Source organism: Streptomyces sp. NPDC059499 (assembly GCF_042749285.1).
Taxonomy (GTDB): Bacteria; Actinomycetota; Actinomycetes; order Streptomycetales; family Streptomycetaceae; genus Streptomyces.
This window is the reverse complement of record NZ_JBHYTT010000027.1, coordinates 34,165-58,062: the sequence shown is the minus strand read 5'-3', so window position 1 is coordinate 58,062 and position 23,898 is coordinate 34,165. Positions and strand designations below refer to the sequence as shown.

Genomic DNA, 23,898 nt, shown 5'->3' with positions numbered 1-23,898 from the left:
TCCGGTGCCCCTCGGACAGTCAAAGAGGGCCTCTCGGTTCGAGAGGCCCTCCGGGACAGCCTCAGCGAAGAGTCGTCTCCGACCGCATCTCCGGAACCGGTGCCCCGGCCGGGGCGTTCGGCGTCTGTTCGCTGCGCTTGAACATGCGGGTCGCCGTGATCTCTCCGTGGACGGTCTCCTCCGCCGGGTCCTGCTGCGGCAGTCCCGGCCTCAGGTGCTCCTCCACGCTGATGTACTTCAGTCCCGCGCGCAGATCCGCGTCGTTGCGGAGCCGGATGACCAGCGGGAATTCGGCGAGCGCCGTGGTGTCGAACAACCCGGTCGTGTAGAGGAGCTGAACCCCCAGTGCGTCGGAGACGGCACGCTGGAGTTCCAGCAGGTACGTGGCGTTGGCCCGGCCGATGGGATTGTCGAGGAAGAGGGTGCCCGCGTGGCGATGACGGTCGCGGCCCCGGTCGTTGCTGCGCAGGGCCGCCATCGTGCAGTACAGGGCGATCGCCGCCGTCAGCAGCTGACCGCCCGAGAAGACATCGCCCATCTGCCCGACCGGGACCCGCTCGGCGCGCAGCACCGCGTCCGGCTTGAGGATCTCCACGGCGATGCCCTTGGGCCGCAGCGCCGCCTGGACTCCCCGCAGCAGCAGGGACATGCCGTCCCGGCGCAGGTCGGAGTTCTTCTTGAGCGCGGCGTGCGTTGCTTCGTCGATGACCTCTCCGAGCCGCTCGCTGAGGGTGGCTTGGTCGGGTTCCTCGAAGCGGATCCGGAGGAACTCCTGGCCGGACCACTCCCCGAGCCCTTCGGGAAGCTGGGAGAGCCGCTGGGCGGAGCGAAGGGTCGTGAGGGCGGAGTCCACGAGACCGCGGAGCCGGTCGACGATGGAGTCGCGGTTGCGCTCCAGCTGGGCGAGCTCGTCGGTGAGCACCCGTAGCCGGGGGGCGAAGGCGGCGGCCCACTTCTCCGCGTGGTCGGGGAGGGCTACGGCCGGTAGCTCACGGATCTGTTGCCGGGCGGGTGTGCGGACCTGCTCGTAGCGGGTGGAATTGGCGTGCCGTACGAGCACGTCGCTCGCTTCCCGTACCGAACTCTCGGCCGCCGACAGGTCGGTGGCACAGCCGCGCAGTGAGCGCCGGGCCTCGGCGGCGGACTGCCTGGCCTCCTCGAGGGTGCCGGGGTACGGGCTCGGGGCGTCGCCTTCGTCGTCCGCGCCGTGGTCCCTGAGCAGGTCGCGCAGGAGCGCCGCCGTCTCGTCGAAGCCGCTCGCCGAGTCCTCCGCGACGCGGTGGGCGCGCAGCAGTTCGGCGTGGGTGGCACGGGCGGTGTCCAGGGCCGCGGTGGCGGTGGCCAGTTCGGCCGTCGCCGTGCGGAAGAGGGTCTGGGCCTGCTCCGCGTCGGCCGGGGAGAGGTCCTCGGAAAGCTCGGTGTGGCGTGCCTCGTCGTCGGCCGGGGCGAGCCGTTCCGCCTCGCCCCGCAGCCTGCCGAGCTGCTCGCTGGCCGTGGACGCCCTGGTCTCCAGGAGCTGCACGAGGGACTCGGCGCGGGCGGCCGCGGCCTGCCGTGAGGGGCCGTCGGCGCCGTCGGTGCCTTCGAGGAGCTGGGCGGCACGGGTACGGACCTTGTTGGAGAGGCGGTCGAGCTCCGAGACGGAGGCACTCTCGTCGCTCTCGGCGCGGGCCTGCTCGGCGCGCAGGTCGGCGCCGACACCCACCTTCTCGTACAGCTGGGATGCGGCCCGGTACGCCTCGCGCAGGGCGGGGAGGGAGGTGCGGGCGGTGCCGGCGGCCTGTTCGGGCAGGGTTTCGGGCGCGCCCGCGATCTCTGCGCGTTCGGCGCGCAGGGCCCGGGCGGTGCGTCGGGCGTCGTCCGCGGCGCGCTGGGCGGCCCTGCGGTCCTCGTCCGCGGCACGCGCCCGCTCCAGGCAGACCGTGGCCCGTGCTTCGGATTCGGCTGCTTCGTCGGTCAGTTCACGGAGCCGAGCCTGCCAGGCCGACCGCTCGCGCAGACGGTGGGCCAGGCCGGCGAGGGCGTCGGCAGCACGGCGGGCGCGCTGGGCGGTCTCCTGCCGCTCCTCGCGGACGCGTGCGGCGTCGGCGGCGGCTTCGTCGGCCTCGGCGCGGACGGTGCGCGCCTCGGCGAGTACGGCCTCGGCCGTCTCGGCGGCGGTGCGCGCGGTACGGGCCGCATCGCCGAGCTCGCCGAGCATGCCGGGCGGGCAGTCGGAGCGCCACGAGCCGATACGGGCGGCGAGGGAGCGGTCTGCGGTGAGCCGTGCCGCCAGGATCCTGATGTCCTCGTCGCGGGCTGCGGCCCGGGTCCTGAGCGCCTGCCGTTCCTCGTCCGCCGCGTGCTCGTCGTGCATGGCCGGGTTCGGCGGGACGAGGAAGACCTCGTCCGCTCCGTCCGTGCCCGCGCCGGGCGCCGGGACGGGTGCGAGGAGTGCCGCGGTGGTGCCGACCGCGACGGCGGAGCGGGGCAGCAGGGCCGCGGTGCCGAGCACCTCCCGGGCGCGTGCGTGGGAGTCCGGGTCGGTGATGACGACGCCGTCGACGAGCTCGGGGCGTGCGGAGAGCACCGCGGCGTGGTCGGCGGGGTCGACGGCCTGGGCGAGGTAGCGCCAGCCGGGCAGGGCCGGGATGCCGTGCTCACCGAGATACTCGACGGTGGCGAGGACGTCGGGGCCGGGCGGCAGCAGTCCTCCGTCGCCGAGCGCGCCCAGGATGCGCGCGTCGTCGGCGGCGGCGGTACGCAGGTCGAAGAGCCTGCGCTCGGCGGAGGCGACGCCCTGGTCGAGGAGCTCACGCAGTTCGTCGGCGCTGCTGTCGAACTCCTCGGCGCTGAGAGACTGCCCGTCCCGGGAAGCGGGTCCGTCGGTCCCGGGGGCGCTCTCCCCTTGCGGTTCTGCGGCGCCCCGGCGGGGGCGGGGTACGCCGCTGCCGCTCGTCGTCGGCAGTCCCAGCAGGTCGGCGAGGCGGTGGTCGGCCGCGATCGACTCGGCGGCCCTGCGCTCGGCCTCGTACGACTGTTCGGCAGCTTGCGCGCCGTCCGCGGCCCTTGCCGCGGCGAGCTCGGCGCGGCTCTCGGTCGCCGCCGCCTCCCGGGCGTGGTCGGCCGTGGCCCGGGCGGCCTCCCTGGCGGTGTCCCAGGCGGCGACGGCGGTCTGTTCGGCATCGCTCGCGGCGAGCGCGGCGCGGGCGGGGTCGGCGTCTGGCGCGGTGTTGTCGAGCCAGCCCGCCCGTACGGCTTCGGCCGTCTCCTGTTCGACCTCGGCGAGGCGCTGGCGCAGGTGTCCGGCCTCGCTGCGGGCGCGCTGGGCCTCCGTGGCCGCGGTGGTGGCATCGCGGTGAGCCGTCTCGCCGGTGGACTGGAGGGCGGCGGAGCGCTCCTCCTCCTCGTTGGCGACGCTCTCGCCCGCCTCGGCCGCCGTGTGCAGGGCGCGCACCAGGTCCGCGGCTGCTGTGGCGCGTGCGGCGAGGGCCGGGGCGGCGTCCCGTTCCGCCTCCCGGATGGCTACGGCGACACGGGCGGAGCGGTCGGCTGCCGCGCGATGGCGCAGGACCGCCTCGGCTGCCTGCCAGGCGGCGTGCAGCGTACGGGCGTCGCCCAGCTCTCGGCGCTGGGCCGCCGCGCCCTTCTCCGCCGCGGCCAGGGCCAGTGAGGCGTGCCGGTAGGCAAGCTCCGCCGCGATCAGGTCCCGGTGGCCCCGGGCGGTCTCCGCCGCCGTGACGGTGTGGGCGGCGGCTGTGACCTGCTCCGCGAGCTCCGCGGTGCGGCCCCGCTCCTCGGCTGCGCGGGTGGACAGCCTGCGGGCGAGGGTGCGGGTGCGGCGCTCGGCGCCGGCGTGGATGTCGCGGCTGCGGGCCCTGGTCGCGGTGGCCTCGACGATCCGGCCCAGCAGGTCGACGGATCCCGCGGTGAAATCGCGCTCGGCGGTGAGCTCGGCGCGCCGGCCCAGCTTGTTGCCGAAGCCGCTGACGAGGTCGGCGAGACCGTCGGTGTCGCGGGTGTCGGTGACGGCCCGCAGCAGGAGGTCGGTGAAGTCGGAGTCCTTCTTGACGGCGAACAGACCGGCTGCCTCGCCCTCGTCCGAGTTCATCTCGCGCTGGTAGCGGAAGAGTTCGGGGTCGAGCCCCAGCTCACCGAGGTGCTCGTTCCACCGGTCGTGGATCTCTTCCCAGTACACGTCGAGGTGCTGGTAGAACTTGCCCGCGTCCGTGAGGGCGTCCCGGAAGCCCTTCATGGTGCGGCGCCTGCCCCGGGCGCCGGAGACACCTTCGGCCGGGCGGCCCACGGAGGTGGCCTCGGCCACGGGGAGGCTGTCGAGGCTGAGTCCCGGCCCGGGGCGGAAGGAGTACCAGGCTTCGGCGAACTTGCGCGGGTCGTTGGACACCTGACGTCCGCGCCACTCGCTGACCTTGCCGACGACCACGCATTCGCCGGTGAGCGTGTGCTGCCACTCGAGGGCTACATGCCCGCAGTCGTCGGCGAGCAGGAACTTGCGCAGCACACCCGAGCTCGCGCCGCCGAGGGTGTTGCGGTGCCCGGGCAGCATGACCGAGAAGATCAGCTTGAGCAGGACGGACTTTCCGCCGCCGTTCTCCAGGAAGAGCACACCGGCGGGTGCGGGGCGGCGCGGCGGGCCCACCGGCTCGTCCTCGAAGAACTCCGCCTGGGCCGGTGCGGGGTTGGGTACGGGCTGACCGACACCGCGCAGGTCGAGCACGGTGTCGGCGTAGCGCGCACCGGCAGGCCCGATGGAGTAGAGGCGGACCCGGGACAACTCGTACATGGCGGCGGACTCTCGTCGTTCAGGCAGCGGGAGGGGCAACGGAAGAGGCTGGGCCCGACAGGTGCCGGGCACGGCGGGTGGGGCGTGGAGGGGGCCGGGTCAGGAGTGGAAGGGCAGACCCGCGTCGGCGACCAGTTCCGGATTGTCGGCGTCGGGCGGGGGCAGGAGGGTCGCCGAGCCGTCCGTGACCGGGACGACGCCGAGCTCCAGCAGCTCGGTCATGGCCGCGTTGCCCGCCATGTCGCGTACCTGCAGCTGGTAACGGGCGGTGGTGCGGTACGTGCCGCCCGCGTCGTCCCCGGTGCGCTGGAGGAAGCCCGAGTCGGTGAGGAAGGCGACGGCCTTGGCGATGATGCCCGTGGTGGATCCGGCGAGTCGCCGTGCGTCCTTCGTCGCACCGGTGGCGCTTCGGCGGGCGTAGACCCGCCAGCCGGATTCCAGCCCCGGGGCGTCGGAGGCCGGGTCGGTGTTGTCGCCCCGTTCCTCGGCCAGCTCCTCCAGGCGGTGGCAGGCCTGGCGGACGAAGGCGTCGACCCCGTTGACCGTGATGCGGCCGATGTAGGCGTCGTCCGCGAGGTCCTCGGGCCGGGGAAAGGCCATGGCGGCGACGGCGAGGTGGGCGAGGCCGTGGAGGAAGCGGTCGGCGGCATCGGAGGACGCTCGCCGGGCGTAGTCCCCCATGCGCACGGCGAACACCGAGTCCTCGTCGGCGGTCACGGCCATGCCCGCCCGGGTGGAGACCTCCAGGACGACGAGTCCGAGCCCGGTGGCGACTGCGTCGGCGAGCCGGGCGAAGGCCGGCTCTTCCCGGTAGCGGCGCAGCAGTTCCGTGTACTCGGCGTCACGGGCGGGCATCAGCTTGGGCTGCAGTCCGAAGGAGACGAGCCGCGCGGCGTCGGCCGCGTCTGCCGGGGTGACGGCGGCGGGAGCGGCGGGCGGTGCGGTGTCGGCCGTGTGTGTGGCGGACGGGTCGCCCCACCCTTCGGTGTACTCGGCGTGCTGCTCGCTCACTGCTGTGGCTCCTCGGTGCGGGTACTGCGCTCACGGTCCGGCAGGGTGGTGCGGGTCCTCGCCCGCCGGTCCGGTCCGGGGGCCTTCGTTCGTGGCGTCCTCGCCCCGGGGGCCCTCATGAGGCTTCCTTCCGGTCCGCGGCCATGCCGGCGGCGTCCAGGAGCGCCATGCCCACTATCAGGTCCGCGCCGCCGAATTCCGGGTCGTCGAGCTGGGTGCCGTCGTCGACGGCGAACAGCAGTCGCCGCTCGCCCTGGCGGTAGGCGGTGCCGACCGGCGGGCTCGCCGCATGGACCGACAGCAGGGCGACCAGGTAGGGCAGGTCCGGATCACGGAGGCGGGCCTCGGCGAGGAGCCCGGAGAGCCGGCGGGGGGCGTCGTGCTCGAGGTCGAGCAGCTCCATGGCGCTCGCGAGCTGCTCCTCGCTGAACCGGCTGTCGTCAGGGGTGGCGATGAGGTCGGGTTCGGGCATCTCCACGCCCAGGTGCTCACGCTCCACCGGCGGTGTGAAGAGCATGTCGACGAGATCGCCGATGCGGACCGAGGTGGGGGTGCGCAGTCCGGTCCCGTGGGTGAAGAACGCGTCGGTTGCCCTGGTGGCCTGCTCGACGGGGAGGGGCAGCAGGGGGACGACGAGCTGTCCGTACAGGTCGAGTCCCACCCGGGCCGTGGGGGCGGCGAAGGCCTGGCGGTCCTGCTCGGCGCGGAAGAGCGGTCCGGCCTCCAGGAGCCTGGACTGCAGCTGGGTGTGGCGGCGGATGCAGTCCTTCACGATGTCGACGAGTTCAGCGGCGCGCCGCTTGTGTTCGGGGTCCTCCGCCTCGTCCCTGGCCTTGCGGATGTTGATGAGAATCGCGTTCTCGTGGCGGTAGCGGTCGGCCACGTGGTCCAGCGCTTCGGTGATCATGTCCGGAACGGCGTTGAGCCAGTCGACGGCGCGGACGTTGCGCCGGGTCGCCTCGAGGGTCCTGCGGAGGGTCTGCGCGTACTGCACGGTGCGGTAGCGGGCCTGCTCGGCGGCGAGCTGCGCGTCGGCCAGGCGGCCCCGGCTGATGAGGACCTCCAGCTTGACCTCGGCGGCGATCTGGGCGCTGGTGACGTCCGTGTCGAGGGCACCGACCAGGACGTTGACCGCTTCGTCGGTGGCGCGGAGGTAGAGGCTGCCGCCGTGCCCGGGGACCTCTTCGATGAGCTTGAAGTCGTAGTCCCTGCGGACGTACACGCCGTCGGGGCCGAAGGTGCCGTACACCGCGCGGAAGCCACGGTCGACGCTGCCGACGTTGATCAGGTTCTCCAGCACCCAGCGGGCGACCCGCTCGTGCTCGGCGACGGGGCGGCCCGGTGCCTGGGCACCGACCCGCGGGAGGAGTCTGGCCACTATCTGGTCGTGGTCGGCGCCCGTGTCGAAGTCCATGTTCAGGGTGACCAGGTCGATCGCGGCGAGGGCGACCTCGGCCATCGCGTAGACCGTGTACTCGCCGGCGAGATTCGCCTTGCGCACATCGAGGTCGTGCAGCGGAGCGGTGCAGGCCAGCGCGCGCAGCCGACGTGAGAGCCCCTCGTCGGCGGCGGGGCCCGCGGCGGGCCGCAGTCCGGCGCTGAGCTGGGACGCAGCGGTGTCGGTGTAGGCAGGCGAAGTCACGCTGAACAGATTAGGTCCTCACACCGACAACGGTCGAAACGGCGCAGAAGCGACCGGTCACCCGGGCCCGTAGCCGCCTCCGCCCGGTGTGCGCAGGACCAGCACGTCCCCGGTGTCCAGCTCGGCGGTGTCGCAGCCGTCCAGCGGTGTGACGGTCCTGCCGTCGGACCGTTCGACGTGCTGGGTGCCCAGTGCCCCGGGCCCGCCTCCCGACATTCCGTACGGTGCCACGCGGCGGTGTCCGGACAGCAGTGCCACGGTCACGGGCTCGAGGAAGCGGATTCTGCGTTCCACCCCGCAGCCCCCGTGCCACCGGCCCTCGCCGCCGCTGCCCTCCCGTACGCCGAAGCTCTCCAGCAGCACGGGATAGCGCCACTCGAGGATCTCGGGGTCGGTGAGCCGGGAGTTGGTCATGTGGGTCTGTACGGCGTCGGTGCCGTCGAAGCCGTCACCGGCGCCCGACCCGCTGGCGACCGTCTCGTAGTACTGGACGCGGTCGTTGCCGAAGGTGAGGTTGTTCATGGTCCCCGAGCCCTCGGCCTGGACGCCCAGTGCCGCGTAGAGGGCACCGGTCACCGCCTGGGAGGTCTCCACGTTGCCCGCGACGGTCGCCGCCGGGTGGACCGGCGCCAGCATGGATCCCTCCGGGACGCGTACCTCCAGGGGTTCGAGGCAGCCGCTGTTGAGGGGGATGTCGTCATCGATCAGTGTCCTGAAGACGTACAGGACGGCGGCCATGACCACGGATTTCGGGGCGTTGAAGTTGCCGGGCTGCTGAGGGGAGGTGCCGGCGAAGTCGAGGACGGCGGTGCGTGCCTCGCGGTCCACCGTGACGGCCACCTGGATGACGGCGCCGTTGTCGGTCTCGTAGCGGCAGGAGCCGTCGTGCAGCCGGGCGACGATCCGGCGCACGGACTCCTCCGCGTTGTCCTGGACGTGACCCATGTACGCCGAGACGACGTCGTGCCCGAACTGGTGGGTCATGCGGCGCAGCTCCGCGATGCCCTTCTCGTTGGCGGCGATCTGGGCGCGCAGGTCGGCGAGATTGGTGTCCGGGTCCCGTGAGGGGTGCGCGGCGGTCGTGAGCAGCTCCCGGGTCTCCTCCTCCCGGAGCCTTCCGTCGCGCACGAGCAGCCAGTTGTCGAACAGGACGCCCTCTTCGTGGATCGTGCGGCTGAAGGCGGGCATGGACCCGGGGGTGATGCCGCCGATCTCGGCGTGGTGTCCGCGCGAGGCCACCAGGAAGCGCAGCCGGGGCTCCGGGGCGTCCTCGTCGTCGAACACGGGCGTCACGACGGTGACGTCGGGCAGGTGCGTGCCGCCGTGGTACGGATCGTTGATGGCGTACACGTCGCCGGGGCGCAAGGAGTTCCGGTTGCGTCGCAGCACCTCCTTGATGGACTCCCCCATCGAGCCCAGGTGCACGGGGATGTGCGGTGCGTTGGCCACGAGGTTGCCGTTTTCGTCGAACAGCGCGCACGAGAAGTCCAGACGCTCCTTGATGTTGACGGAGTGGGCGGTGTTCTCCAGCCTCACGCCCATCTGTTCGGCGATCGACATGAACAGGTTGTTGAACACCTCCAGCATCACGGGGTCGACCCGGGTGCCGACGGCGGTCCTCTCGGGCCTGGGGCGTACCCGGGTCAGTACGAGGTGCCCGGCCGCGTGCGCCGTGGCCTGCCAGCCCGGGTCGACGACGGTGGTGGAGTCGTCCTCGGCGACGATGGCCGGGCCGGTCACGGTGTCCGACAGGCGCAGGTCGGCCCGGCGGTACAGAGCGGTGTCGTGCCATCGGCCGTCGGTGAACATCCGCACGTTCTCGAGCGGTTGCAGCGCCTGCTCGCGCGCGGCGGAGGAGACGCGGTGGGGGACGTGCGGTCCGGCTGCCGCGGTCGCCTCCACCGAGACGGCCTCGACCACCAGGGGCTTGTCCATGGTGAATCCGTAGCGGGCCCGGTGGGCGGCTGTGAACTCCTCCGTCATGGCGGCCACCGTGCCGAGGGCGACGGGCAGGCTCGCGTCCGTACCGGAGTAGCGCAGGAGGACCCGCGCCCGGGTACCGATGGCCCGGTCGGGGATGGATTCCGCCCGGAGCTCGGCGCGGGTGCGCTCGGCCAGCTCGTCGCAGGTGCCGTCCACCCCGGCCCGGGTCTCTTCGTCCAGTTCGGCCTCGACCGACTGTTCGCGCATCGCGGTGGCGTCGGCCAGACCGATGCCGTACGCGGAGAGGACCCCGGCGAGCGGCGGTACGAGGACGGTGTCGATGCCCAGGGCGTCGGCGACGGCGCAGGCGTGCTGGCCGCCGGCGCCGCCGAACGTCGTGAGCGCGTACCGGGTGATGTCGTGGCCTCGCTGGACGGAGATCTTCTTGACGGCGTTCGCCATGTTCAGTACGGCGATCTCCAGGAAGCCCGAGGCGGCCTCCGCCGCGGTCCGGGGCCTCCCCGTGGCGGATGCGGCCCTCTCGGCGAGCGCGTCGAAGCGCTCGCGCACGACGGTCTCGTCGAGCGGCTGGTCGCCGGCCGGTCCGAAGACGGCGGGGAAGTACGCGGCCTGGACCCGGCCGAGCATCACGTTGGCGTCGGTGACGGTGAGCGGCCCGCCCCTGCGGTAGCAGGCGGGGCCGGGGTCGGCGCCCGCGGAGTCGGGGCCGACCCGGTAGCGCCGCCCGTCGAAGTGCAGCACCGAGCCGCCGCCCGCGGCGACGGTGTTGATGCTCATCATGGGTGCGCGCATCCGCACCCCTGCCACTTGGGTGCCGAACTCCCGCTCGAACTCGCCCGCGTAGTGCGAGACGTCGGTGGAGGTGCCCCCCATGTCGAACCCGATGACCCGGTCGTATCCCGCCTGTTCGGACGTGCGGACCATGCCGACGACGCCGCCGGCCGGGCCGGAGAGCACCGCGTCCTTGCCCCGGAAGTGCGCGGCCTCACGCAGTCCGCCGTTGGACTGCATGAACATGAGGCGGATGCCCCTCAGTTCACCGGCCACCTCGTCGACGTACCGGCGCAGGATCGGCGACAGGTAGGCGTCGACGACGGTGGTGTCGCCCCGGGGCACCAGCTTGATCAGCGGACTGACCTCGTGCGAGCAGCTGATCTGGGTGAAGCCCGCCTCCCGGGCTGCCGCCGCGACGGCGGTCTCGTGGTCGGGGTGGCGGTAGCCGTGCATGAGTACGACCGCCGCGCTCCGGATCCCGTCGTCCCTGGCCGCCTTCAGCCGCTCGGCCACCGCGGTGCGGTCGAGGGGTCTCACGATCCTGCCCCCGGCGTCGATCCGCTCGGGGACCTCGATCACCCGGTCGTACACGGCCTCGGGGAGCACGATGTGCCGGTCGAAGAGGCGCGGCCGGTTCTGGTACGCGATCCGCAGGGCGTCGCGGAAGCCTTCCGTGATGACCAGGACGGTCGGCTCGCCCCGGCGCTCCAGGAGCGCGTTCGTGGCGACGGTGGTGCCCATCTTGACGCCCGCGACCCGGTCGGCGGGAACCGGGTCGTGGGGGCCGAGACCGAGCAGTTGCCTGATTCCGGCTACGGCCGCGTCGCGGTAGCGGTCCGGATCGTGCGAGAGGAGTTTGCGGGAGACGAGCCGCCCGTCGGGGTCACGTCCCACCACGTCGGTGAAGGTGCCTCCACGGTCGATCCAGAACTCCCAGCGCCCGGTCATCCCTCCATTCTGGCGCGGGGGACGACCGCACGCAGGGACGGCGCGGGCGTGATGTCGGCGAGTGCCTCCAGCAGCGTCTGCTCGGCCCTGGCGTCCAGCCGGCCGCTCGTTCCGCCCACCCGGTGACGGATCTCGGCCGCCGCGAGCCCCAGCAGCTGGGGCAGCAGGTCCGTGCTTCTGCGGGCCAGCCAGCCGGTGCCCTCCGTGACCAGCCAGCGGGCCGCGGCCGCGCGCGTGGGAGGCGGCTGCTGCGGTTCGGGACCGGGCGGAGCGCCCAGGGCGAGGCCGCGGTCGGCGAGCAGCCGGTGGAAGCCGGCTGCGAGTTTCCGGTGTCCCCGCTCGGCCGGATGGAGCCGGTCCACGCTCCACAGGGAGCGGTCCTGGACCCAGGTCCGGTCCGCGGCGTGGAGGTGCACGGCGTCGTAGCGGGCGGACAGGGCGTGCACCACGGCGTTCACCGCCCTCTGCCTGCGGGCCAGGGGGCGGCGCAGCGGGGCCGGGAGCCCCAGGGCCGTGCCGGGGTCGGGCAGACACGCCGTCAGGATCACGGCTCCGCCCTCGGCGAGCTGTGCGCAGATCTCGTCGAGCCGCCCTGCGAGCAGCCGGATGTCGAAGGAACGGCGCAGGGTGTCGTTGACGCCGACGACGACCGAGGCGATGTCGGGCCGGAACGCCGCGGCCGCCGCTGCCTGGTGGTCGCGGACATCGGCGGACAGCGATCCGGCGACGGCGAAGTTGCGGAATTCCACGTCCCGCTCCGCGCCGCCGAGTCCCTCGGCGAGCAGGGCGGCCCAGCCCCGCCAGCCGCCCGGAACCGGGTCACCGATTCCTTCGGTCAGTGAGTCACCCAGTGCGGCGAACCGCAAAGTTCCACGGGCGGTGGCGCCCGCTCCGGGAGTCGCGGGACCGGCCGTCGTGTGGAGGCCGGCCGGCCCGCTCATGGCCTCGCCCCGAGTGCTCCGTGCCGATCGGGGGCATCGTGCGCGGCCAGGAACGCGGCCACCGAGCGGTCCCAGCCGAAGAGTTCGGCCCGCGCCCGCGCCGCCGCCCTGCGTTCCCTCTCGGGGCGGGCCAGGAGTTCCCGTACCGCGGCGGCGAACGCCTCACCCGTGTCCGCGGCTGCCAGGCCTCCGTCTCCGACCACCTCCGGCAGTGCCGAGGTGCCGCTCGCGACGACCGGGGTACCGCAGGCGAGTGCCTCCAGGGCCGACAGGCCGAACGTCTCGGCGGGGCCCGGGGCCAGACAGACGTCCACCGTCGCCTGAAGGCCCGCCAGGTGGGTGCGCTCCCGTACGTGGCCCAGGAACTCGACCGGCAGGCGCTCCGCACGGGCCCTGTTCTCCAGCCCCGCCCGCAGCGGCCCGTCACCTGCCACGACCAGCGCGGCGCGCACCCCTCGGCCCCGCAGCACCGCCAGTGCGTCCAGGGCTCGGCCGGGCCGTTTCTCCACCGAGAGCCGTGAGCAGAGCAGCAGGAGCACCGCGTCGCCGCCGGCGTGACGGGCGCGCAGCGTCCCGCTGCGGAGATCCGGACGGCACCCGCGCAGGTCCACACCGAGCGGGGCACGCACGACGTTGCGCACACCGATCCGTACGAACTCGCGCTCCGCCCATTCCGTGGTGCACACGATCCGGGCGTAGGCGTGGGCACTCCGTGCGTTGAGACGGTCCGCGGCGCGACCCGCCGCCGCCGGGGGGACGCCCCAGGTGCGCAGGACTCCGTCGGCCGTCTCGTGGGACACCATGACCGCGGGCACGCGGGCGCGGCGTGCCCACTCCCCCGTCCATCGCAGAGTGGTCCGGTCGGACACCTCGAGCCGGTCGGGGCGCAGACCCTCCAGGAGGCCGCGCAGTCTCCCGCGGTTCGTCAGCACGCGGTAGCCGCCGCTTCCCGGCAGGACAGGCCCGGGCAGGGTGATCACGCGGCCCTGGGGGGTGTGCACGTCGCTCGCCGTGGCCCCCGGGACGACCAGTACGGGCTCGTGCCCGGCCGCGCGGTAGCCGCGGCCGAGCTCGTCCAGCGCGGTGCGCAGGCCGCCGGATGCGGGGGTGACGAAGTTCGCCAGGCGCACGATCCTGAGCCGGTACGGGGCTCTTGGGGTCCGGCCGTTCACGCGGCCACCGCCGTCCGGCCGCGGAGGACCTCGTCGTAGTGGCCGAGCAGCTGGTCGCCGACCGCTGCCCAGGTGCGGCCCTCGACCGCGGCCCGCGCGGTCCTGCCGTAGGCCATGGCGCGCGCGGGGTCCGCGACGAGGGCGCCGACCGCTGCTCGTACGGCCCCGGGGTCGTGCGGGGGGACGAGCACCCCGGTGCGCCCGTGGTCGACGAGGTCGAGCGGTCCGCCCGCCGCCGGGGCGACCACGGGGACGCCGGAGGCCATGGCCTCCTGCACGGTCTGGCAGAAGGTCTCGTACGGACCTGTGTGCGCGAACACGTCCAGGGAGGCGAAGATCCGCGCGAGCTCCTCTCCGGTCCGCCTTCCCAGGAAGACGGCTCCGGGCAGTGCGGTGCGCAGCGAGGCCTCGCTCGGTCCGTCGCCGACGACCACGACCCTGACGCCGGGAAGTGTGCAGGCTCCGGCGAGGAGTTCGACGTGTTTCTCCGGGGCCAGCCGGCCGACGTAGCCGACGATCTTCTCCCCGCCGGGAGCGAGCGTGCGGCGCAGCGCCTCGTCCCGCAGGCCGGGGCGGAACCGTACGGTGTCGACGCCCCGCGGCCAGAGCCTCACCCGGGGCACTCCGTGGTCGGTGAGATCGCGCAGTGCGGCGGCGGAGGGGGCGAGGGTGAGGTCGGCCGCGCTGTGCACGGCGCGCATCCTGCGCCAGGCGGCGTTCTCACCGGTGCCCAGATAGGTGCGGGCGTAGCCGGCCAGGTCGGTCTGGTAGACGGCGACGGCCGGCAGCCCCAGCCGGGTGGCGACGGCCATCCCCCGGACGCCGAGGACGAAGGGTCCCGCGAGATGGACGAGTTCGGCGCGGTGCCCCGTGAGCGCGGCGGCGAGCCGTCGGCTGGGGAGCGCCACCCGGACCTGCGGGTAGCCGGGCAGGGGCAGGGAGGGGACACGCACCACCGGGCAGGGCGCGTCGGTGTACGTGGGGTCGGCGGAGGCGGCGGAGGACGTTGTCCCGGCGGCTGCCGGGGCGATGACGAGCGGTTCGTGGCCGCGGGCGACGAGATGCCGTGCGGTCTGCAGGGTGCAGTGGGCCACACCGTTGACGTCGGGCGGGAAGGACTCGGTGACGATGACGACACGCATACCCGTGTTGTCGCCGCGCCGTGCGTGGCTCCGCCGACTTGGATCTTTCCGCCCGGGGAACGTCCTATGAGCTTTTGCGCCGCGTGCCCCCGACACGCGGCATCCCGGGTTCGGCGCGGCAGCCCGCGCCCCGGGTCAGACGGCGGGAGCGTCCGGTCCGATCCGGCTGCGTACAGCCGTCTGTACCTCGGCTTCCTCGGCCGGGTCGGCGGCCAGCCGCCGCAGACGTTCGGCGACCCTGATGTCTCCGGTCTCCGCGTGGAGCGCGGCGAGTTCCCGGGTCGTCTCCTCGCAGTCCCAGAGGCATTCGACCGCGAAGCCGGTGGCGAAGGAGGGGTCGGTGGCGGCCAGGGCGCGGGCCGCCCGTCCTCTCAGGTGCGAGGAGGACGTCTCCCGGTAGACGTGGCGCAGTACCGGGGCGGCGCAGGCGATGCCGAGGCGGCCCGTGCCGTCGACGAGGGTCCACAGCCGCTGGGCGTCGGGGCCGTCCCCCCGTACGGCCTCGCGCAGTGCGGCGAGGACGAGCGGGGCGTCCTCCGCGCCGCCGCGGCAGGAGAGCACTCCCGCGGCCGACGCTCCGAGGGCGTCGGGCCGGTGCGCCCAGCGCCGGGCGCGGTCCACCGCTGCGTCGCCGCACATGCGCTCGAACGCGGCCACGGCGGCTTCGGCGACGACGGACGAGGGGCTGAGGGCGGCCTGCTCGATCAGGTCGAGCACGGCCGGGTCCTGGACCTCGGCGAGGTAGTGGAGGGCCGCACAGCGTGCGCCGTCGGAGCCGCCGCGGGCGGCCTCGACGATCAGCGGCCTGTCCTCGGCGCCCGCGACGGCGGAGAGGCAGCGGGCGGCCGGCACGTGGAGCACGCTGCCGCGCTCCAGGCCTTCCTGCGCCCAGTCGAAGACGGCCTGGACGCTCCAGCCGGGGCGGGGACCGCCGGGCCGCATCTGCCGCTGCCACCGGTCGAATGAGCCCTGTTCGGTCGCCGCCCGGACGCGGGCTCCGACCGCTTCGCGCGGGTCGTCCGCCCACAGCCGCCAGGGCCGCGGCTCGAATGCGTCCCGTACGGCGGCGGCCAGCTCGGCGGTGCCTTCCGGGGTGGCGGGGAACCGGCCGAGTACGGGTACGGCGAGTGAGCGCAGTCCGGCGTCGTCGTCGCGCAGGGCCAGCTCGTCGAGCGCCCAGGCCCAGTTGGCCCCGGTGGCCGCGTAGCGCCGGAGCAGCACGAGGGCGTCGTCGCGTCCGTAGGAGGCGAGGTGGCCGAGTACGGAGAGCGCCAGGCCCGTGCGTGAGTCCTCGGTGTCGAGCTGGTCCTCGGGGTCCCACAGATGCCGCTCGATCTCCTCGATGCCGCCGTCGAGATCGAGGTAAAGGCGTGCGTAGTAGAGGGAGCGGTTCTCGACCTGCCAGTCGTGACGCGGATCGCTCAGGACGCAGTGGTTGAGGGCCGCGAGAGCCTCGGGGCGCGGTGCGGCGAGTGCGTGGAGCGTGCCGTCGCCGCGGCCCCTCTGCAACAGGCCGAGCAGGGTGCCGCTCGGCGCTATGAATGGATCGAACATGGGGAAAGCCTCACATCAAGCTGTCGACGCAACCGGGACTGTGCTGTTCCAAGTGCCTGGGAGGCACTAGGCCGCGCAGCAACATGATCGGCCGACCGCCGTCTTCTGCCTGGTGCTCATCTTCCTCTGCCTCTCGTCGGTGGTCCTGAGCGGACCCGCGACGTCATGATGACCCAGCCATTTCGCCGACGCGACCACATTTACGGCGCACCGGTCAGCCGGCGGTCCGGGCGGTGTCTCAGCGCGCACCGAAGAGTTCCAGCAGGTCGCCCTTGCCGAACATGCGTGCGGTGTCCACCGCGGAGGGTGTTCCGGCGGCCGGATCGGCTCCCGCGGCGAGCAGCGCGTCGATCACGGTGCGCTCCCCCTTGAAGACGGCTCCGGCGAGCGGGGTCTGCCCCCGGTCGTTGGCGCGGTCAGGGTCCGCACCACGGCCGGCGAGGGCCGTGACGGCCTCCGCGTGCCCGTGGTAGGCGGCGAGCATCAACAGGGAGTCGCCCCGGTCGTTGGTGAGGTTCGCGGGGACACCGGCGTCGACGTAGGCGGCGAGCGAGTCGGCCTCCCCCTTGCGAGCGAGGTCGAAGACCTTGGTGGCCAGCTCGACCACCTCGGGATCGGGGGTTTCGCTCATCGGACGGACCGCCTTCCATAGCCGCTGGTCGCCGTTGCCGACCTGGTGGGGAGTACGGCGGGGGCCGTACGAGTGAATCGACAGGGTACTGCTCCGGTGCCGACATGAGCGTGCCCGGATGCGGCAAAAGATCACAACGGGTGGCGGCCTTTTCGGCGCGGCCTCCGGACCGTTCCGCTCGGACAACCACTTTTCGCCCGCCGATCGAGTGAAAACATAAGTTTTTCACCCAATTGCACCCTTTATCGTATAGATACATCTTGTGATCCTGGAAGTACTCATGGTGACTGTCCCCTTCAACCAGGAGAACTGCTCATGATCCTCTCCATCTCGGGCGTGGTACTGCTCGGCATCATCGTCTTCCTGTTCTTCAAGAAGGACGGGCTCAAGGCGTCCCACGCCCTCATCTGCGCCCTGTTCGGCTTCTACCTGGCCGGCACCGCCATCGCTCCCAGCATCACCGCAGGCGGCGCGAGCCTCGCCAGCATGCTGGGCGGGATCAAGTTCTGACGCTCCCCTCCCGCTCCCACCTCTTCAGGAGACCGACGTGGCCCGGCGACCACTCCCCCGCATTCTGAGCAGCGGCAGCGCTTCGATCACTCGCAGTCGCGAGTTCGCGCGCACGGCCGCCGACAACGCCACCGACGTCCTCCATCCGCTGATCACGGTCACCCGTGGTCTGCGGCTGCTGGCCGGAGCAGGACGGCAGAAATGGGCCGCGACGCCCAAGGACAGGCGCGGGCAAGTCCTGTTCCTCGCCGCGGCCTGCGTACTGGTGGTGGCGCTCATCCCGTACGGGCCCCTGCTGGCCCTGATCTCGGTGATGGGCGCCGCCGCGTGGAAGGGACGGGACCGCACCCCGGTGAAGACCGGTCCCGACGACACGGAGGCGGCACGGCTGCAAGCGCTCTACGAGGCGCTGGTGCCCCACTTCTCCGTGGCCGACGACCCCAGTCCGCTGTACTCCCACGGCGGCGACTGGGAGAAGGCCTTCGACTCCTCGTTCGCGTTCGACGGCAACGGCCGCCTCACCCGTCTCCAGGTGAGCTACCCGGCGTACTTCACGGACGGCGAGGCGGCTTCCCGGACCCGCATCGAGCAGGTCCTCCACGCCAAGTCGGGCCGGGGCCGCGAGTACCACTTCGCCTGGGACGAGGAGAACAACCACCTCCTCATGACCGTGCTCGAGGCGCTGCCCACCACCATCGCCGCCCAGCGCTTCGTCACCGGCCCCGGTGAGACCGTGCTGGGTTTCACCGACGCCGACGCGGTGCGGCGCACCGTTCCGGTCGTGGACGGTGACGCGACCCGGGACGCGCCTCCGGTGGTCTGGCGGACCGGAGCCCGTTCCACGGAACCGCATCTGCTCGTCGTCGGGCATCCCGGAAGCGGCACGACGACGCTCCTGCGGTCCATCGCGCTGCAGGCTCTCCAGCACGGCGACGTCCTCGTCGTCGAAGGCAGCGGAACCGGCGAGTACGGCTGCCTGGCAGGACGCCCCGGAGTCCTCGCCGTCGAGTGCGGTCTGGCCGGGTCCCTGGCGACACTCGAGTGGGCCGCGCACGAAACGGAGCGCCGGCTCATCGCGGCGAACCGGGCACGCCAGGCGGGCCACCCCGAACCCGAGGACATCAAACGCCCTCTCTGGATCCTGCTGGACCGCCCGAGCGCGCTCGGGCACCTGGCGGCGGCCGACGGCAGGACCGATCCGCAGGAACTGCTCCAGGTACCGCTGCGCCACGGCCGTGCGGCCGGTGTGACGGTGGTCGTGGCGGACCAGTTCGACAGCGTGGACACGCTCACCGAGACCGTACTGACCCACACCCGGGCCCGCGCCGTCCTCGGCCCCGCCACGCACGAGCAGGTCGAGTCCGTACTCGGTTCCCAGCCCCACACCACGCCGACCGCGGACGTACCGCCTGGCCGGGGGTACGCGCGACTGGGCACCGGTCCGGTCCTGCGGCTCCAGGTCCCGGCGACACCCGACCCGTACGACGGCGCGACGAGCGAGGCGCACCGGCAGGCCGTGCTCGACCTGCTGCCGGGTGGGCAGCCTCCGGTGGAACAGGCCCCGCAGGCCGCGGAAGCCGCCGAGTCCGTCCCCGTACCGGCACACCCGGATCCGCTCATCGCGGCGCCGGCCACTGCCGAGGGGTGAAGCCGACGGCCTCAGGCCACGAACGTCCGCGGGGTCTCGGCTCCCGCGCTCGCGCCGGACCTGACGAGCTCCGCCGCCGCGGCGAGTCTCGCCGCGGCCTCGTCCGCCACCGGACCGCCCACCGTGAACGGCAGCCGGACATAGCCCTCGAATGCCCCGTCGACCCCGAACCGGGGCCCCGACGGCACCCGTACGCCGACCCGCTCGCCTGCCACGGCCAGCCGTGATCCGGAGAGCCCGCCCGCGCGCACCCAGAGGGTGAGCCCGCCGCGCGGCACCTCGAACTGCCACTCCGGGAGTTCCCGGCGCAGTGCCCGCACCAGGTCGTCCCTGTTGACCCGCGCCTGGTCGCGCCGGACCTCCACCGCCTGCTCCCAGCCTCCGGTGCGCATCAGCCAGTTGATGGCGAGCTGTTCCAGTACCGGAGTGCCCATGTCCGCGTACGCACGGGCCGCCACCAGGCTGCGGATGACGTCCGGGGCCGCCCGGACCCAGCCGATCCGCATTCCGGCCCAGAAGGCCTTGCTCGCCGATCCGACGGTGAGGACGGTGCTGCCCGCCGGGTCGAAGGCGCAGACCCGGCGGGGCATCTCCGCATCGGCGTCCAGATCGAGCTCGATCATGGTCTCGTCGACCACGAGCACCGTGCCCGCGGAGCGGGCCGCGTCGACCAGGGCTCGCCGTTGCTGCTCGTCGGCGAGCGCCCCGGTGGGGTTGTGGAAGTCCGCGACGACATAGGCGAGCCGGGGCGCGGAGTCCCGCAGGACCTGGCGCCAGCGGTTCATGTCCCAGCCGCCGAGCCCTTCCTCCATGGCCACCGGAACCAGCCGGGCGCCGGCCTCCCGCATGAGCTGCAGGATGTTGGCGTAACTCGGGGACTCCACCGCGATGCGCTCGCCGCGCCCGGCGAAGAGGTGGCAGATCGCGTCGATCGCGCCCATCGCCCCGGTGGTGACCATGATCTGTTCCGGCATGGTGGGGATGCCGGATCCTGTGTAGCGGTCGGCGATCATCTGCCGCAGTGCGGGCAGGCCGGCCGGGTAGTCGCCGTGGGTGTGCGCGTAGGGGGGAAGCTCCTCCAGGGCGCCCTGGACGGCCCGGGTCAGCCAGGGCTCCGGTGCCGGCAGCGAGGCGCAGCCCAGATCGATCATCGAGCCGAGTGATTCCGGGGGCAGGGGTTCGAGTCCGCGGGCGGGCAGCGGGTTGCCCGCCGGGACCGCTGTCCAGCTGCCGGCCCCGCGGCGGGACTCCAGGAACCCCTCGGCACGCAGCGCCTCGTACGCTGCGGCGACGGTGGTCCGGCTGAGCGAGAGGGCGAGGGCCAGCTCCCGCTCGGCGGGCAGGCGGGCGGCGACCGGGACCCTGCCTTCGAGGACGAGCAGACGCACACCGTCGGCGAGGGCGCGGTACGCGGGCGGCTTGCGGGTGCCCTGCCCGGCGGGCCGGGGCTGTTGCGCCCGGAGCTGCCGTGCGAGCTGCGCGGCACCCACCGTCGAAGTCCACTGAGCCATGGAAATCAGTCCACCTTCCTCGGATTGGCCATAGTTGGCAGCCAATCCCCCGCCACAGAGTGTCATGCAGCAGTCCAACACCACCACACAGGGAGCACCACTTGTCCGAACCCACCGCCCGGAGCGGGACCCGCGTCACCCGGCGGCTGATCCACCTCTATGCGGGCCTGGCCCTCTACGGAGCGAGTTCGGCGCTCCTGGTCCGCGCCGGGCTCGGGCTCGAACCGTGGGGCGTGCTGCATCAGGGCCTCGCCGAGCGGACGGGCATCTCCATCGGCGTCGTCTCGATCATCGTCGGCGCCGTCGTGCTGCTCCTGTGGATCCCGATCAGACAGCGCCCCGGACTCGGCACCGTCTCCAACGTCTTCGCCGTGGGCATCGCGATGGACTCCACCCTCGCCCTCCTGCCGGACGCGCACGGGCTCGGGGCGCAGATCCCGCTGATGGCCGCGGGCATCGTCCTCAACGGCGTCGCCACCGGGCTGTACATCTCGGCGCGGTTCGGCCCGGGGCCGCGCGACGGGCTGATGACCGGCCTGAACCGGCTCACGGGGCGCTCCATCAGGCTGGTGCGCACGGCGATCGAGGTGGCCGTCGTGGTGACCGGATTCCTGCTCGGGGGCTCCCTCGGCGCAGGCACCGTGCTGTACGCCCTGGCCATCGGCCCGCTGGCCCAGTTCTTCCTGCGCGTCTTCGACGTCCCGGCGCCGGACGAGGGCACCCCGGATGTTGCCGGCCGGACACCGCGGGAGGCGATACTGCCGCAGTGACAACAGCGACTTCGGGACGCCACCCCTACCTGGACCACCCTTCGCCGATTCCGTTCGCCCACCGCGGCGGAGCGGCGGACGGGATGGAGAACACGGCAGCAGCCTTCCGTCGGGCGGCCGGTGCGGGCTATCGCTACTTCGAGACGGATGTTCACACCACCGCGGACGGCCGCCTGGTGGCCTTCCACGACTCCACCCTGGACCGCGTCACGGGCGCCCGGGGCCGGATAGCCGAGCTCCCCTGGAGCGAGGTGAGCCGGGCGAGGGTGGCGGGAAGTGAGCCGCTGCCGCTCTTCGAGGAACTGCTGGAGGAGTTCCCCGAGGCCCGCTGGAACGTGGACATCAAGGCGGAACCCGCCCTCGTCCCGCTCATCGAGCTGATCCGCAGGACCGACGCCTGGGACCGGGTGTGCGTGGGGTCGTTCTCGGAGTCGAGGGTGGCAAGGGCGCACCGTCTCGCGGGTCCGCGCCTGGCCACCTCCTACGGTGTGCGCGGCGTGCTCGGCCTGCGGCTGCGTTCGTACGGCATTCCGGCGGCGCTCCGCGCCGGGGCCGTGTGCGCACAGGTCCCGGAGAGCCAGAACGGCATCCGGGTGGTGGACCGGAGCTTCGTCCGTACCGCCCACGCACGCGGACTGCAGGTGCACGTCTGGACGGTCAACGAACCGGAACGGATGGCGGCACTCCTGGACCTCGGTGTGGATGGCATCATGACCGATCACATCGAGACGCTGCGCACGGTGCTGAGCGAGCGGGGGGCCTGGGCCTGACGCCGGGCACGGCCGCGTCCGCACTGCATCAGCGAGGGGGCGCGGCGTGAGCACCGGAACCGCAGAATCGACCGGACCGGCGGAACGGCCCCCCGGGGCCGCGGACCGCCTTCGGGAACAACGAGGCTGGTACTTCTACGACTTCGCCTGTTCCGTCTACTCCACCAGCGTCCTCACGGTCTTCCTCGGCCCGTACCTGACGTCGATAGCCAAGGCCGCCGCCGACGCGGACGGCTTCGTGCATCCGCTGGGCATACCCGTGCGGGCCGGTTCGCTCTTCGCGTACGCCGTCTCGGTGTCGGTCGTGGTCGCGGTGCTGGTGATGCCGATCGCGGGCGCCGCCGCGGACCGTACGGGGCGCAAGAAGCCGCTGCTCGCGGCGGCGGCGTACGTGGGCGCCACGGCGACCGCCTGCATGTTCTTCCTGGACGGCGAGCGCTACCTCCTGGGTGCGTTCCTGCTCATCGTGGCGAACGCGTCGATCTCGGTGTCGATGGTCCTGTACAACGCCTATCTGCCGCAGATCGCGGCTCCGGAGGAACGCGACGCGGTCTCCTCCCGCGGCTGGGCCTTCGGGTACACCTCGGGCGCCCTCGTCCTCGTCCTGAACCTCGTCCTCTACACGGGCCATGACTCCTTCGGCCTGTCCGAGTCCGACGCGGTCCGGATCTGTCTCGCCTCGGCCGGTGTGTGGTGGGGCGCCTTCACCCTCGTACCCCTGCGAAGGCTGCGCGACCGACGGGTGGCTCCCGGCGGCGAGGGGGCGGTCGGATCCGGCTGGCGGCAGCTGATGGCGACCTTGCGCGACATGCGCCGCCATCCGCTGACGCTGTCCTTCCTGCTCGCCTACCTCGTATACAACGACGGCATCCAGACGGTGATCTCCCAGGCCTCGGTGTACGGCTCGGAGGAGCTGGGCCTCGACCAGACGACTCTGATCACCGCGGTGCTCCTCGTGCAGGTGCTCGCGGTGGCCGGGGCGCTCGGGATGGGCCGGCTCGCCCGGGTGTACGGCGCGAAGCGCACGATTCTCGCTTCGCTGGTCGTCTGGACGCTGATTCTCGCCTGCGCCTACCTGCTGCCTGCCGACGCGCCGGTGTTCTTCTACTCACTGGCGGCCGCGATCGGCCTGGTCCTGGGCGGCAGCCAGGCGCTCTCGCGCTCGCTGTTCTCGCACCTCGTGCCGCGCGGGAAGGAGGCCGAGTACTTCTCCGCGTACGAGATGAGCGACCGGGGACTCAGCTGGCTGGGCCCCCTGGTCTTCGGTCTCGGCTATCAGCTGACCGGCAGCTACCGGGACGCGCTCCTGTCCCTGGTGATCTTCTTCGCGCTCGGTTCCGTGCTGCTCGCGCGGGTGCCAGTGAGGGCGGCTGTGGCCGCCGCGGGCAATCCCGTGCCGGACCGGATTTAGACGTTGAAGTGAAAGGCCGGTAGTGTACGCCTTTGGCCTGCCCGGAGGACCGTTACTGCGAGCGGTAGAAGCCAAACCGTTGGGTGACAACTTCCACCAGAGGTGACAAACCGGGCACCGATGGGTACTCAACCCAGATACAGCAGCGGCACGACGGGCGACGCATGACCGGAAACGGGAATCTTTACCGCCGACCGGACGTTGACCGGATGACGACGACAGCGACATTTGTCCTGTGGGCGACAAGCCCGGGAGGCACGATTCATGAGTGAGCGAGCTCTCCGCGGCACGCGACTCGTGGTTACCAGCTACGAGACGGACCGCGGCATCGATCTGGCCCCGCGCCAGGCGGTGGAGTACGCATGCCCGAACGGACATCGATTTGAGATGCCGTTCTCGGTAGAGGCGGACATTCCGCCGGAGTGGGAGTGCAAGGCGTGCGGCGCCACGGCACTCCTGGTGGACGGGGATGGCCCCGAGGAGAAGAAGGGCAAGCCTGCGCGTACGCACTGGGACATGCTCATGGAGCGGCGCACCCGCGAGGAGCTGGAGGAAGTGCTGGCCGAGAGGCTGGCGGTTCTCCGCTCCGGCGCCATGAACATTGCCGTGCACCCGCGGGACAGCAGGAAGTCTGCCTGACCGCACATCACCGCACAGATCCAAGAGCCGCGGGCGGGGGGGGAGAAAGCGTGTGGGGGGCCGCCGCGCCGTTTGTTGGGGGGGCCCGGCGGGGTTT

The 23,898-nt window shown here is 72.6% G+C and carries 16 protein-coding genes; 6 read left to right on the top strand and 10 right to left on the bottom strand.

Going from position 1 to position 23,898, the window contains the following annotated elements; translation table 11 throughout:
• Nucleotides 1-61 precede the first annotated feature (61 nt).
• The 9 genes from ACFW9O_RS35650 to ACFW9O_RS35610 all read right to left on the bottom strand — a co-directional run bounded on the left by ACFW9O_RS35650 (nt 62) and on the right by ACFW9O_RS35610 (nt 16,542).
• A complete protein-coding gene (locus ACFW9O_RS35650) occupies nt 62-4,783 on the bottom strand; it encodes a hypothetical protein (protein ID WP_384615236.1) in 4,722 nt (1,573 codons plus the stop codon).
• A 99-nt stretch (nt 4,784-4,882) separates the two neighbouring features.
• Nucleotides 4,883-5,794, bottom strand: coding sequence for a hypothetical protein (locus tag ACFW9O_RS35645; protein ID WP_384615234.1), 912 nt, complete (start codon nt 5,792-5,794; stop codon nt 4,883-4,885).
• 115 nt (nt 5,795-5,909) lie between these two features.
• A complete protein-coding gene (locus ACFW9O_RS35640; RefSeq protein ID WP_384615232.1) occupies nt 5,910-7,436 on the bottom strand; it encodes a hypothetical protein in 1,527 nt (508 codons plus the stop codon).
• Nucleotides 7,437-7,493: 57 nt separating this feature from the next.
• Nucleotides 7,494-11,102, bottom strand: a complete 3,609-nt coding sequence (locus ACFW9O_RS35635; RefSeq protein WP_384615230.1) for a hydantoinase B/oxoprolinase family protein — start codon at nt 11,100-11,102, stop codon at nt 7,494-7,496.
• A complete protein-coding gene (locus tag ACFW9O_RS35630) occupies nt 11,099-12,043 on the bottom strand; it encodes an SGNH/GDSL hydrolase family protein (protein WP_384615228.1) in 945 nt (314 codons plus the stop codon). Before ACFW9O_RS35630 ends, ACFW9O_RS35635 begins: the two co-directional genes overlap by 4 nt.
• Complete coding sequence (locus ACFW9O_RS35625; protein ID WP_384615226.1) at nt 12,040-13,215, bottom strand: glycosyltransferase; 1,176 nt, start codon at nt 13,213-13,215, stop codon at nt 12,040-12,042. The genes ACFW9O_RS35630 and ACFW9O_RS35625 overlap by 4 nt, the downstream gene beginning before the upstream one ends.
• Nucleotides 13,212-14,357, bottom strand: a complete 1,146-nt coding sequence (locus ACFW9O_RS35620; RefSeq protein ID WP_384615224.1) for a glycosyltransferase family 4 protein — start codon at nt 14,355-14,357, stop codon at nt 13,212-13,214. Before ACFW9O_RS35620 ends, ACFW9O_RS35625 begins: the two co-directional genes overlap by 4 nt.
• A gap of 135 nt (nt 14,358-14,492) precedes the next feature.
• Nucleotides 14,493-15,911 (bottom strand): HEAT repeat domain-containing protein, encoded by a 1,419-nt coding sequence (locus tag ACFW9O_RS35615; RefSeq protein WP_384615222.1) that lies wholly within the window; start codon nt 15,909-15,911, stop codon nt 14,493-14,495.
• Between the two features lie 238 nt (nt 15,912-16,149).
• Nucleotides 16,150-16,542, bottom strand: a complete 393-nt coding sequence (locus tag ACFW9O_RS35610; RefSeq protein WP_351173418.1) for an ankyrin repeat domain-containing protein — start codon at nt 16,540-16,542, stop codon at nt 16,150-16,152.
• Nucleotides 16,543-16,857: 315 nt separating this feature from the next.
• Here ACFW9O_RS35610 and ACFW9O_RS35605 point away from each other — a divergent pair, with 315 nt between their 5' ends.
• Nucleotides 16,858-17,052: a hypothetical protein gene (locus ACFW9O_RS35605; protein WP_014044751.1), complete on the top strand. Its 195-nt coding sequence runs from the start codon at nt 16,858-16,860 to the stop codon at nt 17,050-17,052.
• 37 nt (nt 17,053-17,089) lie between these two features.
• Nucleotides 17,090-18,700, top strand: a complete 1,611-nt coding sequence (locus ACFW9O_RS35600; protein ID WP_384615219.1) for a hypothetical protein — start codon at nt 17,090-17,092, stop codon at nt 18,698-18,700.
• A gap of 11 nt (nt 18,701-18,711) precedes the next feature.
• Here ACFW9O_RS35600 and ACFW9O_RS35595 read toward each other — a convergent pair whose 3' ends face one another.
• Nucleotides 18,712-20,211 carry a PLP-dependent aminotransferase family protein gene (locus ACFW9O_RS35595; protein ID WP_351173412.1) on the bottom strand — a complete coding sequence of 500 codons (1,500 nt, stop codon included), beginning with the start codon at nt 20,209-20,211 and terminating at the stop codon, nt 18,712-18,714.
• Nucleotides 20,212-20,312: 101 nt separating this feature from the next.
• On the opposite strand from ACFW9O_RS35595, the gene ACFW9O_RS35590 reads away from it, so the two are divergent.
• The 4 genes from ACFW9O_RS35590 (at nt 20,313) to ACFW9O_RS35575 (ending at nt 23,801) form a co-directional block, all read left to right on the top strand.
• Nucleotides 20,313-20,981 (top strand): YitT family protein, encoded by a 669-nt coding sequence (locus tag ACFW9O_RS35590; protein ID WP_384615216.1) that lies wholly within the window; start codon nt 20,313-20,315, stop codon nt 20,979-20,981.
• Entirely contained in the window at nt 20,978-21,751 is a 774-nt protein-coding gene (locus tag ACFW9O_RS35585) for a glycerophosphodiester phosphodiesterase family protein (RefSeq protein WP_384615214.1), read from the top strand. The genes ACFW9O_RS35590 and ACFW9O_RS35585 overlap by 4 nt, the downstream gene beginning before the upstream one ends.
• Before the next feature lie 46 nt (nt 21,752-21,797).
• Nucleotides 21,798-23,162, top strand: coding sequence for an MFS transporter (locus ACFW9O_RS35580; RefSeq protein ID WP_384615212.1), 1,365 nt, complete (start codon nt 21,798-21,800; stop codon nt 23,160-23,162).
• A gap of 264 nt (nt 23,163-23,426) precedes the next feature.
• Nucleotides 23,427-23,801, top strand: a complete 375-nt coding sequence (locus ACFW9O_RS35575; protein WP_329213065.1) for an RNA polymerase-binding protein RbpA — start codon at nt 23,427-23,429, stop codon at nt 23,799-23,801.
• Nucleotides 23,802-23,898: the final 97 nt, after the last annotated feature.

Coding starts and splice junctions, on each gene's coding strand:
- ACFW9O_RS35635 (WP_384615230.1), bottom strand. CDS start 11,102: ATGACCGGGCGCTGGGAGTTCTGGATCGACCGTGGAGGCACCTTCACC.
- ACFW9O_RS35620 (WP_384615224.1), bottom strand. CDS start 14,357: ATGCGTGTCGTCATCGTCACCGAGTCCTTCCCGCCCGACGTCAACGGT.
- ACFW9O_RS35605 (WP_014044751.1), top strand. CDS start 16,858: ATGATCCTCTCCATCTCGGGCGTGGTACTGCTCGGCATCATCGTCTTC.
- ACFW9O_RS35595 (WP_351173412.1), bottom strand. CDS start 20,211: ATGGCTCAGTGGACTTCGACGGTGGGTGCCGCGCAGCTCGCACGGCAG.
- ACFW9O_RS35610 (WP_351173418.1), bottom strand. CDS start 16,542: ATGAGCGAAACCCCCGATCCCGAGGTGGTCGAGCTGGCCACCAAGGTC.
- ACFW9O_RS35650 (WP_384615236.1), bottom strand. CDS start 4,783: ATGTACGAGTTGTCCCGGGTCCGCCTCTACTCCATCGGGCCTGCCGGT.
- ACFW9O_RS35575 (WP_329213065.1), top strand. CDS start 23,427: ATGAGTGAGCGAGCTCTCCGCGGCACGCGACTCGTGGTTACCAGCTAC.
- ACFW9O_RS35630 (WP_384615228.1), bottom strand. CDS start 12,043: ATGAGCGGGCCGGCCGGCCTCCACACGACGGCCGGTCCCGCGACTCCC.
- ACFW9O_RS35615 (WP_384615222.1), bottom strand. CDS start 15,911: ATGTTCGATCCATTCATAGCGCCGAGCGGCACCCTGCTCGGCCTGTTG.